We start from the raw sequence: 16340 nt of genomic DNA on the forward strand, positions 1-16340 counted from the left end.
GGGGTCATGCGCGTTCTGATTATCGAAGACGAAGAAAAAACCGCGGACTATCTGCACCGCGGCCTGACGGAACAGGGTTACACCGTGGACCTGGCGCGCGACGGCGTCGAAGGCCTGCACCTGGCGCTGGAAAGCGACTACGCGGTGATCGTCCTCGACGTCATGCTGCCGGGCCTCGACGGCTTCGGCGTATTGCGCGCGCTGCGTGCGCGCAAGCAAACCCCGGTGATCATGCTCACCGCCCGCGAGCGGGTCGAAGACCGCATCAAAGGCCTGCGCGACGGTGCCGACGATTACCTTGGCAAACCGTTTTCCTTCCTCGAACTGGTGGCCCGCCTGCAAGCGCTGACCCGGCGCAGCGGCGGTCATGAACCGGTGCAAGTGAGCATTGCCGACCTGTGGATCGATTTGATCAGCCGCAAGGCCACCCGCGCCGGTACGCGCCTGGACCTGACCGCGAAGGAATTCTCGCTGCTCAGCGTTCTGGCCCGTCGGCAGGGTGAAATCCTCTCGAAAACAGCGATTGCCGAGATGGTCTGGGACATCAATTTCGACAGCGACGCCAACGTCGTTGAAGTCGCGATCAAACGCCTTCGGGCCAAGCTCGACGGGCCGTTCGACGAGAAACTGCTGCACACGATCCGGGGCATGGGTTATGTGCTGGAGAGCCGTGGTGTCCAGTAATTCGATTGCCCTGCGCCTGAGTGGAATGTTCACGCTGGTGGCGTTGCTGGTGTTTCTGTTGATCGGCTGGGCCTTGTACCAGCAGGTCGACAAAGGCCTGGGTTTGCTGCCAGAGGCGGAGCTGGACGCGCGTTACAGCGTGCTCGAATCCACCGTCGGGCGTTACGGCACGCCGGAGCATTGGGTGAAGATCAACAACAAGCTCAAGTTGCTCGGCGAAGAAGACAAGCGCATCAGTTTCTGGATCATCAGCGGCGACCCTCACTACGAATACGGCAACCTGACGCCGCAGATCCGCGCCTTTGCCGAAGGGCCGCTGGGGATGCGCGACATGACGTTGCCAGACCAGCCTTATCCCCTGAAAGTACTGGTCAGCCAGTTCCCGGCCAAGGATCAACGACCGCCGCTGCGTTTCATGATCGGCATCGACACCGAGACGTTTTTACAGACCCAGCATCATTTGCTGATCGCGCTGATCAGCCTGGCGATCATCGGTGTCTTGCTGGCGTCGGCGCTGGGGTATTGGGTGGCGCGGATTGGCCTCAAACCCTTGATCAAGTTGTCGCAGGAAGCCCAGCGCCTGGCGCCGCCATTGCGTTCCGGGCGCTTGCGTCTGTCATCGCTGCCACCGGAACTCAATCAGTTCGTCAATTCGTTCAACTCCACGCTGGAGCGGGTCGAGCAGGCCTATTCGCGTCTTGAGTCGTTCAACGCCGACGTCGCCCACGAACTGCGCTCGCCGCTGACCAACCTGATCGGCCAGACTCAGGTCGCGCTGACACGCGGACGCTCGGCGGAACACTACTTCGAAGTGCTGCAATCGAACCTTGAAGAGCTGGAACGGCTGCGTTCGATCATCAATGACATGCTGTTTCTTGCCAGCGCGGATCAAGGCAGCAAGGCGACCAAACTGACCTCCACCTCGCTGGCCGATGAAGTGGCCACGACTCTGGAATATCTGGATTTCATTCTTGAGGATGCGCAGGTTCAGGTGCAGGTCAGTGGTGATGCGCAGGTACGGATCGAGATTGCTCATCTGCGCCGGGCGTTGATCAATTTGCTGAGTAACGCGGTGCAACACACGGAACCCGGCCAGGTGATTCAAGTGCGCATCGAGGTTGAGGAGCATCAGGTCAGCATCGGCGTGGCCAACCCGGGATCGCCGATTGCCAGCGAGCATTTGCCTCGATTGTTCGAGCGCTTTTATCGCGTAGACGCATCACGTAGCAACAGCGGCAACAACCACGGGTTAGGGCTGGCAATCGTCAAGGCGATTGCACTGATGCATGGCGGGGATGTGTTTGTGCGCAGTGACCACGGCATGAATACCTTCGGTATCCACCTCCCCGTCTGATCCTCTACCCGGCATTTGGACTGCACGCGGTCCCTATAGACCGCGTATTCAGGGTTTACGACTGCTTCGCAGCCGAACGCAGGCTTCGCCAGCTGCTACAGGTACGGTGTCGTCCTGCCTACTGTTGCTGTTCGCGCAACAGTCCTTTCATGAATCCGCTCTTTTTCCCCTGTCCAATCCCCCTTACCTTTGCCCGCACCAAACAGCACTTGCCAAGCAAGAAGGTTTTAAAGATGTCCAACACTATGGGTATTGCCAGCGCTTTCGTTTTGTCCTCTTTGTTCCTGTCTCCGTTCGCCATGGCTGAAGAGTCGCAGACGTTCGTCGCGCAAAATGCCGCGCGCGCCGCGGCGTATGAAGAGCATCAGAGCGAAATGACCGCCAAGGCCCAGGACGCTGCACAAACCCCTCAAGCGTCAACCTCTACGACCCAGCCACGGCTTGAGAAAGACAGCTGATCCCGCGTAACCGCTCCTTTTCCCTCGACACTTTTCATCGGCTCTTCCCATTGAAAAGTTGTCTTCAAAGCCGCTGCTATCAGCGGCTTTTTTTCGTTGTGGTTTAAACGCCGTCCGGTTCGTCTTTACTGACAAGAAACATTTTGCACTTCAAGCATATGAAGTGTTTAGTTGACCCAAGGAGCTTTACCGCAAGTGCGTTTCCCTCTCCGCTTCAACCCGCTGTTCATTGCAATCGCTGCAACGATGTCCCCCGCCGCACACGCCGCCGACGAATCCAGCCACGAAGGTTTTGTGCAGGGTTCGAGCCTCAACCTCAATGCCCGAAACTACTACATGAACCGTAACCGTCTGCAGCAGACGGACGACAACATCGAATGGGGCCAAGGTTTCCTTGGCCGCTTTGAATCGGGTTTTACCCAGGGCACCGTCGGGTTCGGCGTTGATGCCCACGCCATGCTCGGGCTCAAGCTCGATGGCGGTGGCGGCACGGATGGCTCGAGCATCCTGCCGATCAACGATGGCAACGGCAAAGCGCCGGGGTCGTTTTCGACGGCGGGTGGCACGCTGAAAATGCGCGCCTTTGATACCGAGTTGAAGGCCGGCGACCTGTTCCTCACCAACCCGGTGATTGCCGGCGGCGAGACCCGCATGCTGCCGCAGACCTTTCGTGGCGTCAGCGTGACCAACCACAGCTTCGACGGTTTCCTGATCGAAGGTGGCCAGGCCAGCTTCACCAAGCCGTACAACCAGAGCGGCCACACCCGCATCGCCACCTCCTACGGCAGCCTGGCTGACGGAGACGACAGTCAGCACCTGAACTGGGCCGGCGTGGCCTGGAGCGGCCTGCCAAGTTTGACCAGCAGCCTGTACGCGTCCGAGCTCAAGGACATCTGGAACCAGTACTACTACGACCTGGATTACACCTACGCGCTGAACGACCTGGTCAGCCTCAACCCGGGCCTGCACTTCTATCACACGCAAGACACCGGCGATGCGCTGCTGGGTAACATCGACAACAACACCTACAGCCTGCATTTCACCGTCGGCGTGGGTCATCACAGCGTTACCGCGGCGTATCAGCGGGTCAACGGCAACACGCCGTTCGACTACATCAGCCAGGGCGACAGCGTCTTCCTCGACAACTCCCAGCAGTATTCGGACTTCAACGGCCCGAACGAGCGCTCGTGGAAACTCAAGTACGCCTACGACTTCGCGGGCCTCGGCTTGCCCGGCCTGACCTCGGCGTTGTCTTACTCCCGGGGTGAACTGGACCTGACCAAAGTCGATCCGGACAGCCGCGGCTACGCCTCGTGGTACAGCGCCGACGGCAAAAACGCCAGGCACTGGGAAAGAGACATCGATCTCAAGTACGTGGTCCAGAGCGGCAAGGCCAAGGATCTGGCGGTGCGCCTGCAATGGGCCACCAACCGTGGCGGCAATGGCTATGGCGCGCTGGATCAAGACACCGATGAATACCGGGTGATCGTCGACTACCCGCTCAATGTCTTCTAAGCTTGAATAAACAAAAGGCCAGCACGTTTTGCTGGCCTTTTGTTTATCAGGGACTTATACAGGCGCCCTGAACGCAAATGGCTCCCGGGGTTCTGCCCGATGCTTGCAGCACTACTTTCATAACGCTTATCAGCAGAAGCCAGAACCATGAGTGTGAGCCTTACACAACCTCACGATCCGATCCGTTCGACCCGGTCGGACCGGCTTCTGGTTCTCGGCAGTTTGCTGCTGGTGATCGCCATCCTGAGCATCGTCACATTCCTGTTGGTGCGTGAGCGTGCCAATGCAGAATTGTCTGCCACACGCTCAGCGTCCAACATCGTGCAATTGATCGACGCCGACGTGCTGCGCAATGTCGAACTCTATGACCTGTCCTTGCTCGGCCTGATCGCGGCCTCGCAGCGAGAAGACCTAAAGCAAGTCTCCGCCGCCATCCGCCATCTGGCCTTGTTCGACCGCGCCACCGCTGCGCCGTACAAGGGCGACATTCTGTTGCTCGATAACAAGGGCGACGTGATCGCCGACTCAGCGTCGGTGGAGCCCAGAAAGGGCAATTTTGCCGATCGAGAGTATTTTCAGTCCCACGTGAACAATCGCGACCCAGGCATGTTCATCAGCCGTCCCTTCCGCTCAAGGCAGGCTGAACATGAATGGCGCATCAGCTTCAGTCGCCGGGTCAGCGGCTCGCAGGGCGAATTCCTTGGCGTGGCCGAAGCTGCCATGCGCTTGAGTTACTTCGATCAGTTGTTCAACAGCTTGAGTATCGGCAAGGACAGCTCGGTCAACCTGATCAGCTCGGACGGCATCCTGTTGGCCCAGGAACCGCGACTGGCCGAAGAGCTGATTGGCAAGGACTTCAGCAGCCGACCCAACTTCCAGCGCATCGTCAAAGAAGGCAACGGTAGCTTCACCAGTGTTTCAAGCCGCTACAAGGACAAACGCCTGTACACGTTCTCCAAGGTGGGCAACTTGCCGTTGATCGTCATCGTTGCCCTCTCCAGCGATGAAGTATTTGCGTCGTGGAAACGCACGGCGGTGGTGGTCAGTTCTGCAACCGGTGCCTTGTGCGTGAGCCTGCTGTGGCTGACGTGGTTGCTCCGCAGGGAATTGCGTCGGCGTCACAACGCCGAACACGAACTGGCGCAATTGGCCGCCACCGATGCGTTGACGGGGCTGGCCAACCGCCGAACGCTGGATCAGGCCCTGCGCCATGAATGGTTTCGCGCACAACGTTCCGGCATGCCTTTGTCGCTGCTGATGATTGACGCCGACCATTTCAAAGCGTTCAACGACCTTCATGGCCATCAGGCTGGCGACGAAGCGTTGCGCTCGTTGGCCAACGTCATCAGCGTCCACATCCGACGACCGGCGGACCTGGCAGCCCGTTACGGCGGCGAAGAGTTTTCAGTGATCCTGGCGGAAACCGATAGCGCGGGTGCGCGGCAGATTGCCGAACACATCCGCAAGGCGGTTGAGCGGTTGCCGATGATTCAGGGCGCCGAGTTGCCGATGACTGTCAGTATCGGGATCAGCACCTGGACGACTTCGAACGATATCAGCTTGGAGAGTTTGCTGTTTGCGGCGGACAAGGCGTTGTATCAGGCGAAGGAAGGTGGGCGGAATCGGGTGGTCGCCACGGCTTGAAATCTGCGGTGTCGCTACCGGCCTATTCGCGGGCAAGCCCGCTCCCACAGGCTCAGTGTCGTTCACAGATTTTGTGTACCACTCGACCAGTGTGGGAGCGGGCTTGCCCGCGATGGGGCCGGAACACACACCACACCTCTTTCCCACAGGCATAAAAAAAGGCCACCCGAAGGCAGCCTTTAAAAACTAGAGAGGTTTTTACTTACACGGCCGCAACGGGACGCATGTAAGAGATCGGTGCAGTGCTGGCGTCTTCGAAAGTCACGACTTCCCAAGCATCTGTCTGCTCAATCAACTTGCGCAGCAGCTGGTTGTTCAATGCATGTCCGGACTTGAAGCCCTTGAACTCACCAATCAGGCTATTGCCCAGCAGGTAGAGGTCACCAATTGCATCGAGGATCTTGTGCTTCACGAATTCGTCTTCATAGCGAAGGCCGTCTTCGTTCAGTACACCATCCGCGTCGACCACAATAGCGTTTTCAACGCTGCCGCCGAGTGCGAGGTTGTGCTTGCGCAGGTACTCGATGTCACTCATGAAACCAAAGGTACGGGCGCGGCTGACTTCTTTTACGAACGAAGTGCTGGAAAAATCCACGCTTGCACTTTGTGTGCGGTTACGGAAAACCGGGTGATCGAAATCGATCTCGAAACTCACCTTGAAACCTTCGAAAGGGACGAAAGTGGCGCGCTTGTCGCCGTCTTCCACTGTCACTTCCCGCAGGATCCGGATGAACTTCTTCGGTGCGTCCTGTTCTTCCAGGCCGGCCGATTGAATCAGGAATACGAAAGGTCCAGCGCTACCATCCATGATCGGGACTTCGGACGCGGAGAGCTCGACGTAGGCGTTATCGATGCCCAGGCCAGCCATGGCCGAGAGCAAGTGCTCCACCGTATCCACTTTGGTGTCACCACTGACCAATGTGGTCGACATCGTGGTTTCACCAACGTTTTCCGCGCGGGCAGGAATCTGCACCACAGGGTCGAGGTCGGCACGAACAAACACAATGCCGGTGTCGATAGGTGCAGGCTTGAGGGTCAGGTAAACCTTCTCCCCGGAGTGCAGGCCTACACCTGTAGCACGGATAATATTTTTCAGTGTGCGTTGTTTAATCATGGCTTGGGCCGCTTCAGCGCAAATTGCGAACTGGTATCAACAAAGGCTGGCGATAATAGCAGACCAGACCTTTGCTGAACACCAATCACCTTCATAGCCCTGATACATTCCATCAATCAGCCTGACGACGCAGGAAAGCCGGGATGTCCAGGTAATCCAGATCATCTTGCGGATTCATCTTCGCGGCAGTCGCAGCACCGGCCTGAGCCTGGTTGCGCATGACGGTCGGACGGTCCAGGTCACGGTAGTTTACCGCCGGTTGTTCCTGACGAGCGGGCGCCGATTGTTGCGGCTGAGAGGCCATGGAGGTGTGAACGGTGTTGTCGATGACCTTCACAGGCTTCTCGATTTTCGCGCCCAGACCGGTGGCAACCACAGTCACGTGCAGTTCGTCTCGCATGTCCGGATCGATAACGGTACCGACCTTGACCATCGCGTGCTCGGAAGCGAAGGCTTCGATGATGCTACCCACGTCGGAGTACTCACCCAGGGACAGGTCAGGACCGGCGGTGATGTTCACCAGGATGCCGCGTGCACCTTGCAGGTTCACGTCTTCGAGCAACGGGTTGCGAATGGCCGCTTCGGTGGCCTCACGTGCACGGTTCGGACCGCTGGCGCAGCCAGTGCCCATCATCGCCATGCCCATTTCGCTCATCACGGTCCGTACGTCGGCAAAGTCGACGTTGATCATGCCCGGACGCTTGATGATGTCGGAGATACCGCGAACGGCACCGGCCAGTACATCGTCGGCCTTGGCGAAAGCCGACAGCAGGCTGGCGTCTTTACCGAGGATGGTCAGCAGCTTCTCGTTGGGAATGGTGATCAACGAGTCGACGCTTTCAGACAGCAGACGGATACCTTCGTCGGCGATCTGCATACGCTTGCGGCCTTCGAACGGGAACGGACGAGTCACCACCGCAACGGTGAGGATCCCCATTTCCTTGGCCACTTCAGCAATGATCGGCGCAGCACCGGTACCGGTACCACCGCCCATGCCGGTGGTGATGAACACCATATTGGTGCCCTGCAGGACTTCGGCAATGCGCTCACGGTCTTCGAGAGCGGCCTGACGACCTACTTCAGGGTTGGCGCCGGCGCCCAGACCTTTTGTCACGCCGGTGCCCAGTTGCAGGATGGTCCGCGCGCCGATGGATTTCAGCGCCTGGGCATCAGTGTTGGCGCAGATGAATTCAACGCCTTCAATGTTGCTCTTGACCATGTGGTTGACGGCGTTGCCGCCGCCTCCGCCAACACCGATAACTTTGATTACCGGGCTTGCGGGGATGTTGTCTACGAGTTCGAACATTTTCCCTCTCCTTTCATTTCTCTAGTTTTTTCGCCTACTGCCTGTATCTACAACGGTGCTGCGGTAAATCTTTTAGAAGTTGCCTTGTACCCAGCTCTTGATGCGATCGAGCAAGGCGGCTTTCGGTTCTTCATTGCTGTAGCTGTCGCGGCTGCTGATGCCCGAGAACGAAATCCCGTCGGACTGCTTCTGCAGGCCGTACATCAACAGGCCCACGCCGGTGGAATAAATCGGGTTGCGGACCACGTCGTCCAGGCCCTTCACCCCATGCGGCACGCCCAGGCGGACCGGCATGTGGAAGATCTCTTCGGCCAGTTCGACCGCGCCTTCCATTTTCGAGGTACCGCCGGTCAGCACGATGCCGGCCGGGATCAGGTCTTCGTAGCCACTGCGGCGCAGTTCGGCCTGGATCAGCGTGAACAGCTCGTCGTAACGCGGCTCGACCACTTCGGCCAGGGCCTGGCGGGACAGCTCGCGCGGTGGACGGTCGCCGACGCTTGGCACCTTGATGGTTTCACCGGCACCGGCCAGCTTGGCCAGGGCGCAGGCGTAGCGAATCTTGATTTCTTCGGCGTACTGGGTCGGGGTGCGCAACGCCATGGCGATGTCGTTGGTCACCTGGTCGCCCGCAATCGGGATCACCGCGGTGTGACGGATCGCGCCTTCGGTGAAGATCGCGATGTCGGTGGTGCCGCCGCCGATGTCCACCAGGCATACGCCCAGCTCTTTCTCGTCGTCGGTCAGGACCGAATAGGCCGACGCCAGTTGCTCGAGAATGATGTCGTCGATTTCCAGACCGCAGCGACGCACGCATTTTTCAATGTTCTGTGCGGCGTTGACGGCGCAGGTCACCACATGGACCTTGGCTTCCAGACGCACGCCCGACATGCCCAGTGGCTCACGAACGCCTTCCTGGTTATCGATCACGTAATCCTGCGGCAAGGTGTGCAGCACGCGCTGATCAGCCGGGATCGCCACGGCCTGGGCGGCGTCGAGGACGCGCTCGAGGTCGGCGGCGCTGACTTCGCGATCACGAATCGCCACGATGCCGTGGGAGTTCAGGCTGCGGATGTGATTGCCGGCCACGCCGACGAACGCCGAGTGGATCCGGCAACCGGCCATCAGCTGCGCTTCTTCGATCGCGCGCTGGATCGATTGCACGGTGGATTCGATGTTCACCACCACGCCTTTCTTCAGGCCACGGGACGGATGAGTGCCGATCCCGACGATTTCGAGCGTGCCGTCGTCCGAGACCTCGCCGACCAGCGCCACCACCTTGGAGGTGCCGATATCGAGACCGACGATCATTTTGCCGCTTTGCACGTTTGCCATGGGTCCTGCCTCTTCTTAATTCTTCGCGACAGCGGGTTGGGCTGTCGTGGGCGCTACAGGTTCCCGCCAGCCAACAGCGAGGCCGTTGGCGTAGCGCAGATCGATGCGCGCAATGTTCGTAATCTGTTCTTTAAGCGTCTTGTCGTAGATGGCAATGAAGCGGCGCATCTTTTCCACCAGTTTGCCGCGTCCCAGCAGCAGTTCGATCCCCGGGCCCGCGCTGCCGGCGCCGGTGGTCAGGAACCAGCTGCCTCGTTCACGCAACTCCAGGCGTGCAATCGAGAAGCCTAACGGCCTGAGCATCTGGCTCAGCACCTGGTATTGCTGCATCACTTGCTGTTGCGCCCGTTGTGGGCCGAACAGCTGTGGCAAGTGTTCGTAATTGGCCAGCTCACGCGGGGTGAACGCCTGGCCCTGGTTGTTCAACAGCGATTCATCGCCCCAACGGGCCACCGGCAGTTGTTCTTCCAAACGGATCACGACTTGATCCGGCCACACCCGACGCACTTCGGCGTGGGCAATCCATGGCATCGTTTCAAGCTCGGTGCGCATGCTCTCCAGGTCGATGGTGAAGAAGCTCGACGCCACATAAGGGGCGATTCGCTGCTGCACCGCTTGCTGGCTGATGTAACTCAAGTCGCCCTGCACAGCGATTTTGGTGATCGGCCGGTCGGCGTAGGGCAGCAAACGCTGCGCGCCTTCGTAAGTGCCGAACCCCAGCGCCACCAACAGTACCGGCCAGAACAGGCTTTTCAGAAAACCAAAATTGGCTTTCGGCAGGCGCGCAGACATCGGCTCTTTGGCCACCATTCGGCTGGCACCCCGGGGCACCGGCTTGCGGCCGGGTGCTGGAGGGGGCTGATGTCTCAGCTGTGCGCCTTGCATGGTCTTAACCTCGCGGCTCTTGGTTGCTGGCAGTACTTGCCGCCAGAATCGCCAGAACCAATTGCTGGAAATCCAGACCGGCAGCACGGGCCGCCATCGGCACCAGGCTGTGATCGGTCATGCCCGGTGCGGTGTTGACTTCGAGGAACCAGAACTGCCCGTCGGCGTCCTGCATCACGTCTGCCCTGCCCCAACCGGCGATACCCAGCGCCTCACAGGCTTTCGCCGTGAGGTCCATCAGTTCCTTTTCCTTGGTGCTGTCCAGGCCACACGGGATCCGGTACTGGGTATCGGAAGCCACGTACTTGGCGTCGTAGTCGTAGAAACTGTGCGTGGTGCCCAGGGCAATCGGTGGCAACACCTGGTCACGCAGGGTGGCGATGGTGAACTCCGGACCTTGAATCCATTGCTCGACCAACACTTGCGAATCGTAGGTACTGGCCGCTTTCCAGGCGTCGATCAATTCCGACGCGGACGTCACTTTGGCCATCCCGATACTTGAACCTTCATGGGCCGGTTTGACGATCAAAGGGAAGCCCAGTTCCGTCGCTGCCGAAATACAATCGGCCTCGCAGCTCAGTACCGCGTGACGTGGCGTCGGAATGCCCAGGCTGTGCCAGACCTGCTTGGTCCGCAGCTTGTCCATGGCCAGTGCCGAAGCCAGAATGCCGCTGCCGGTGTACGGAATGCCCAGGCATTCGAGCAGGCCCTGCATGCTGCCGTCTTCACCGCCACGACCGTGGAGGATGACGAAGGCGCGGTCGATCTTTTCGTTCAGCAAACGCTGCAGAAGGTCATCGCCCACATCGAGGCCGAACGCATCCACACCGGCGCTCAACAGCGCGTCGAGTACAGCGTTGCCCGACTTCAGGGACACTTCACGCTCGGCACTCTTGCCGCCGAACAGCACGGCGACGCGGCCGAAGTCTTTCGGCGCGATTGTGGAGACGAGGTTGGCGTAGGCAGCAGTCATTTCAACTTCCCCGCAGTCGGCGCGGCCACAGCACCCGCGAATAGCGGACTGGCCAACAGTTTCGGGGCGAGACCACCGATATCACCGGCGCCCTGGCACAGCAGGATGTCGCCGGCACGCAACAGCGGCTTGACGATCGGTGCGAGGTCGACACCACGTTCGATGTAGATCGGGTCGAGCTGACCGCGCTGACGGATGCTGTTGCACAGCTTGCGGCTGTCGGCGCCCGGGATCGGTTCTTCACCGGCCGGGTAGACTTCCATCAGCAGCAAAACGTTGGCATCGGCCAGTACATTGACGAAGTCGTCGTACAGGTCGCGGGTGCGGCTGTAACGGTGCGGCTGGTACACCATCACCAGACGGCGCTCCGGCCAGCCACCGCGGACGGCTTTGATCACCGCCGCGACTTCCGTCGGGTGGTGACCGTAGTCGTCGACCAGCATCACGTTGCCGCCTTCTACCGGCAGTTCGCCGTAGACCTGGAAGCGTCGACCGACACCCTGGAAGCCGGACAGGCCCTGGACGATGGCTTCATCGCTGACGCCCTCGTCGGTGGCGATGCAGATGGTGGCCAGCGCGTTCAATACGTTGTGGTTACCCGGCATGTTCACCGAGACATCCAGCGGATCGCGATCAGGGCGCAGCACGGTGAAGAAGGTCTGCATGCCTTGCTGGCGCACATTGATGGCGCGCACGTCGCAGTCATCGCCGAAGCCATACGTGACCGTCGGGCGTTTCACCAGCGGCAGGATTTCACGCACCACCGGATCGTCCAGGCACACCACTGCCAGACCGTAGAACGGCAGGTTGTGGAGGAACTCGACGAAGGTTTTCTTCAGTTTGTTGAAGTCACCGTCATAAGTCGCCATGTGGTCGGCGTCGATGTTGGTGACCACGGCCACCAGCGGCTGCAAGTGCAGGAAACTGGCGTCGCTTTCGTCGGCTTCGGCGATCAGGTAGCGGCTGGTGCCAAGCTGGGCATTGGTGCCCGCGGCATTCAGGCGGCCACCGATGACGAACGTCGGGTCCAGGCCGCCGGCCGCGAACACCGAAGCGATCAGGCTGGTGGTGGTGGTTTTGCCGTGTGTACCGGCGACGGCAATGCCGTGGCGATAGCGCATCAGCTCGGCCAGCATTTCCGCGCGTGGCACCACAGGAATTCGCCGTTCCAGAGCGGTGGCGACTTCCGGGTTGGACGTGTTCACGGCGCTCGACACCACCAGCACGTCAGCAGCAGCGGCGTTTTCAGCACGGTGACCGATAAAGATGTGCGCGCCAAAAGACTCGAGACGCTCGGTCACTGGCGAAGCTTTCAGGTCGGAACCGGACACTTCATAGCCCAGGTTCAGCAACACTTCGGCGATGCCGCACATGCCCACGCCGCCGATGCCGACGAAGTGGATGCGACGGATGCGGCGCATTTCCGGTTGCGGCATGGCTTTCTGTTTCTCAACCATGGGCCACCTCCAGGCAGGTATCGACCACGTTACGGGTGGCATCGGGTTTGGCCAGGCGGCGTGCCGCAGTGGCCATGTCGTTGAGTCGTTGTGGTTGCATCAGGACCTCTGTCAGGCGTGCGGCAAGATCCGCTGCGCCAGTCGTTCTTTGCGGCATCAGGAAGGCAGCGCCTTCACGGGCCAAATAATCGGCGTTGCGGGTCTGGTGATCGTCGATCGCGTGGGGCAATGGCACCAGCATCGAGGGCAGACCGGCGGCAGCCAGCTCACTGATGGTCAATGCGCCTGCGCGGCACACCACCAGGTCGGCCCAGCCATAGGCTTGGGCCATGTCTTTGATGAAAGGCTGCACTTGCGCCTCGACGCCAGCCGCGCGATAGCGCTCTGCAGTCACTTCATCGTGGTTTTTGCCGGCCTGATGAAACACTTCCGGGCGCAGGTCGGGGGCGACTTGCGACAGGGCTTCAGGCAGCAACTTGTTCAACGGCTCTGCGCCCAGGCTTCCGCCCAGAATCAGCAAACGCGCCTTGCGACCCGACAGGGCGGGACGCTGTGTTTCGAGGAACAGCTCGGTGCGCACCGGGTTACCGGTGGTCCGACGGCTGTCCGACAGGGTAAAGGTGTCGGGGAACGCTTCACAGACTCGGGCGGCCAACGGCACCAGCAACCGATTGGCGGTACCGGCCACGGCGTTCTGCTCATGAACGATCACCGGCACGCCGGCCAGTTTGGCTGCAACGCCGCCGGGGCCGGTCACGTAACCACCGAAGCCGACCACGCACACCGGCCGCAGCTGACGAATGATCGCCCGCGCCTGCCAGACGGATTTGAGCACCATGAACGGGGCCTTGAGCAGGGACAACTTGCCCTTGCCGCGTAGGCCGGTGGCGTTGATCCGATGCAACTCGATACCGGCCATCGGCACCAGGTCGTTCTCGATCCCGCGCGGTGTTCCGAGCCAGTGCACGGTGTACCCGCGGGCCTGGAATTCGCGGGCGCACGCCAGCGCCGGGAACACGTGTCCACCGGTGCCGCCCGCCATGATCAAGACGTTAGCGCCCATGGGTCGGCTCCTCAGCGAAGTCGCTCTCATGGAACTCCATCTCCTCGCTGCCCAGGTGGGTTCGACTCTCCCACTCGATGCGCAACAACAAGCCGAGACAGGCACCGCAGATCACCAGCGAACTGCCGCCATAACTGAGGAATGGCAGGGTCAGGCCTTTGGTCGGCAACAGGCCGACGTTCACCCCGATGTTGATCAGGAACTGGCCGATCCACAGGAACGACAGGCCGTAAGCGATGTAGGCGGCGAAGAATTGCTTGGCCTTCTCGGCCCAATAGCCGATGTACATGCCACGCACGCAGACAAAGACGAACAACGCCACCGTGCACAAGGAACCCACGGCACCCAGTTCTTCGGCCAGGACCGAGAACACGAAGTCGGTGTGGGCTTCCGGCAGGTAGAACTGTTTCTGCACGCTGTTGCCCAGGCCAACGCCCAGCCATTCGCCGCGACCGAACGCGATCAATGCCTGCGACAACTGATAGCCGGCACCGAATTGGTCAGCCCATGGGTCGGCAAAGTTGGTCAGGCGCGCCATTCGATACGGCTGCACTTGAATCAACAGCACCACCGCCCCGACCGCCAGGACCACCATCAAGGAGAAACGGAACAGTCCGACCCCGCCGAGAAACAGCATCGCCGCCGCCGCGCCCATCATGACCACGGTGGCGCCGAAGTCCGGCTCCATCAGCAACAGGCCGGCCATGGGCAGCAGAACGATGAACGGCTTGAAGAAGCCCATCCAGCTTTCGCGAACTTCTTTCTGGCGACGCACCAGATAACCGGCGAGGTAGATCACCACGAACACCTTGGCGATCTCGGACGGCTGAACGTTGAAGAAACTGAAGCCGATCCAGCGCATCGAACCGTTCACTTCACGGCCGATCCCCGGGATGATCACCATCACCAGCAAACCGAACGCACCGATCAGCATCAGCCAGCCCAGGCGTTGCCAGGTGGCGATCGGAATCATCATGGTAACGACGCAGGCGCCCAGGCCCAGCACGATGTAGATCAGGTGGCGAATCATGTAGTACAGGGCACTGCCCGACTGCACGGCCGCCACTTCGGTCGAAGCCGAGGCGATCATGACCAGCCCGAGGCCGATCAAGGCCAGGCAACCGGCGAGCATCGGGAAATCGAGGTCGATGCCGCGCCCGGTGATGATCGGCGACGGATAGGGCTTGATGATATTGAGCAGGCTCATGCCAGTTCCTCCACGGCGCGGACGAACTGATGACCACGGTCTTCGTAATTCTTGAACATGTCAAAACTGGCGCAGGCAGGCGACAACAACACGGCGTCGCCCGGCTCTGCAAGAGCGCGGCATTGTGCGACCGCTTCCTCCAGCGAACTGACGCGAATCAGCGGCACGGCATCGCCGATGGCCTGACCGATCAGGTCGGAGTCACGGCCCATCAGGACCACGGCGCGGCAATTGACCGCCACCGGGTCACGCAAATCCTTGAACTCGGCACCCTTGCCATCGCCACCGGCGATCAGCACGAGTTTGCCGTCGATGTCCGCGCCCAGCCCTTCGATGGCCGCCAGTGCGGCGCCGACGTTGGTGGCTTTGGAATCGTTGTAATAGCTCACGCCGTCCAGGTCACGAACCCACTGGCAGCGATGCTCGAGGCCGGCGAAAGTGCGCAGGCTCGACAGCATGGCATCGAACGGCAGGCCGACGGCATGTCCCAGCGCCAAGGCCGCCAGGGCATTGGACTGGTTGTGGGCGCCACGAACTTTCAATTCGCGCACCGGCATCAGGTTCTGGAATTCGAAGGCCAGGTACTTCTCGCCGTCTTCTTCGCGGATACCGAAAGCCTTGAAATCGGGCTTGCTCAAACCGAAGGTCCAGCACGGCTGGCCCTCGCCCATCAGCGGACGGCTCAGGGCATCCTGACGGTTGACCACAAACTGTTTGGCGCCACGGAAGATCCGGTGCTTGGCCAGGTGATAGGCCGGCAGACCGCTGTAGCGGTCCATGTGGTCTTCACTGACGTTAAGCACGGTCGCCACTTCGGCGTTGAGTTGATCGGTGGTTTCGAGCTGGAAGCTCGACAACTCCATCACGTACAACTCGACGTCGTCGCTGAGCAAATCCAGCGCCGGCGTACCGAGATTGCCACCGACAGCGACACGCTTGCCCGCCGCCAGAGCCATCTCGCCGACCAGGGTGGTAACGGTGCTTTTCGCGTTGGAACCGCTGATGGCGACAATCGGCGCCTTCGCGTTACGCGCGAACAGCTCGATGTCACCGGACAATTTCACGCCACGGGCGGCGGCAGCCTGCAGGGCCGGGGTCGCCAGCGCCAGGCCGGGACTCACGTAGAGCTCGTCGGCACGGCACAAGAATTCGACGTCCAGCTCGCCACAACGCACTTCCACGTGCGGATAGTCACGCTTGAGCGTGGCCAGTTCCGGTGGATTGTCCCGCGTATCGGCCACAGCAAACGACGTGCCCCGGTTCGCCAGGAAGCGAACCAGGGACATGCCGCTCTTGCCGAGACCGACAACGATGCGGAAGTGGTCAGAAGCGATCAGAGACACTCGTT

Annotated in this window: 14 protein-coding genes; 5 read left to right on the forward strand and 9 right to left on the reverse strand. The window is 60.5% G+C overall.

The window, feature by feature from the left end:
* Positions 1 to 6: 6 nt before the first annotated feature.
* The 5 genes from ACA075_RS24925 (at position 7) to ACA075_RS24945 (ending at position 5655) form a co-directional block, all read left to right on the forward strand.
* Positions 7 to 684 carry a heavy metal response regulator transcription factor gene (locus ACA075_RS24925; RefSeq protein ID WP_007916978.1) on the forward strand — a complete coding sequence of 226 codons (678 nt, stop codon included), beginning with the start codon at positions 7 to 9 and terminating at the stop codon, positions 682 to 684.
* Positions 674 to 2038, forward strand: coding sequence for a heavy metal sensor histidine kinase (locus ACA075_RS24930; protein WP_219094439.1), 1365 nt, complete (start codon positions 674 to 676; stop codon positions 2036 to 2038). Before ACA075_RS24925 ends, ACA075_RS24930 begins: the two co-directional genes overlap by 11 nt.
* A gap of 233 nt (positions 2039 to 2271) precedes the next feature.
* On the forward strand, positions 2272 to 2496 hold the full coding sequence (locus tag ACA075_RS24935; RefSeq protein WP_497295986.1) for a hypothetical protein: 225 nt from the start codon (positions 2272 to 2274) through the stop codon (positions 2494 to 2496).
* A gap of 195 nt (positions 2497 to 2691) precedes the next feature.
* Entirely contained in the window at positions 2692 to 4011 is a 1320-nt protein-coding gene (locus ACA075_RS24940; RefSeq protein ID WP_497295988.1) for an OprD family porin, read from the forward strand.
* Between the two features lie 147 nt (positions 4012 to 4158).
* Positions 4159 to 5655 (forward strand): sensor domain-containing diguanylate cyclase, encoded by a 1497-nt coding sequence (locus tag ACA075_RS24945; protein ID WP_497295990.1) that lies wholly within the window; start codon positions 4159 to 4161, stop codon positions 5653 to 5655.
* 202 nt (positions 5656 to 5857) lie between these two features.
* Here the strand turns inward: ACA075_RS24945 and lpxC are convergent, their stop codons facing one another.
* The 9 genes from lpxC to murD form a co-directional block, all read right to left on the reverse strand.
* On the reverse strand, positions 5858 to 6769 hold the full coding sequence (lpxC, locus tag ACA075_RS24950; protein WP_008147525.1) for a UDP-3-O-acyl-N-acetylglucosamine deacetylase: 912 nt from the start codon (positions 6767 to 6769) through the stop codon (positions 5858 to 5860).
* A 112-nt stretch (positions 6770 to 6881) separates the two neighbouring features.
* Positions 6882 to 8075, reverse strand: a complete 1194-nt coding sequence (gene ftsZ / locus ACA075_RS24955) for a cell division protein FtsZ (protein WP_007943486.1) — start codon at positions 8073 to 8075, stop codon at positions 6882 to 6884.
* 72 nt (positions 8076 to 8147) lie between these two features.
* On the reverse strand, positions 8148 to 9407 hold the full coding sequence (ftsA, locus tag ACA075_RS24960) for a cell division protein FtsA (protein WP_046048247.1): 1260 nt from the start codon (positions 9405 to 9407) through the stop codon (positions 8148 to 8150).
* Between the two features lie 15 nt (positions 9408 to 9422).
* Positions 9423 to 10292: a cell division protein FtsQ/DivIB gene (locus tag ACA075_RS24965; protein ID WP_497295992.1), complete on the reverse strand. Its 870-nt coding sequence runs from the start codon at positions 10290 to 10292 to the stop codon at positions 9423 to 9425.
* A 4-nt stretch (positions 10293 to 10296) separates the two neighbouring features.
* Positions 10297 to 11265, reverse strand: a complete 969-nt coding sequence (locus tag ACA075_RS24970) for a D-alanine--D-alanine ligase (protein ID WP_497295994.1) — start codon at positions 11263 to 11265, stop codon at positions 10297 to 10299.
* Complete coding sequence (murC, locus tag ACA075_RS24975) at positions 11262 to 12722, reverse strand: UDP-N-acetylmuramate--L-alanine ligase (RefSeq protein WP_497295996.1); 1461 nt, start codon at positions 12720 to 12722, stop codon at positions 11262 to 11264. Before murC ends, ACA075_RS24970 begins: the two co-directional genes overlap by 4 nt.
* The gene (gene murG / locus ACA075_RS24980; RefSeq protein ID WP_497295997.1) at positions 12715 to 13785 is read right to left on the reverse strand and encodes an undecaprenyldiphospho-muramoylpentapeptide beta-N-acetylglucosaminyltransferase; all 1071 of its coding nucleotides are present in this window, start codon (positions 13783 to 13785) and stop codon (positions 12715 to 12717) included. The genes murC and murG overlap by 8 nt, the downstream gene beginning before the upstream one ends.
* The gene (gene ftsW, locus ACA075_RS24985; protein WP_374039706.1) at positions 13775 to 14992 is read right to left on the reverse strand and encodes a putative lipid II flippase FtsW; all 1218 of its coding nucleotides are present in this window, start codon (positions 14990 to 14992) and stop codon (positions 13775 to 13777) included. Before ftsW ends, murG begins: the two co-directional genes overlap by 11 nt.
* Positions 14989 to 16335, reverse strand: coding sequence for a UDP-N-acetylmuramoyl-L-alanine--D-glutamate ligase (gene murD, locus ACA075_RS24990; protein WP_497295999.1), 1347 nt, complete (start codon positions 16333 to 16335; stop codon positions 14989 to 14991). The genes ftsW and murD overlap by 4 nt, the downstream gene beginning before the upstream one ends.
* Positions 16336 to 16340: the final 5 nt, after the last annotated feature.

The organism is Pseudomonas sp. LBUM1663 (assembly GCF_059695905.1).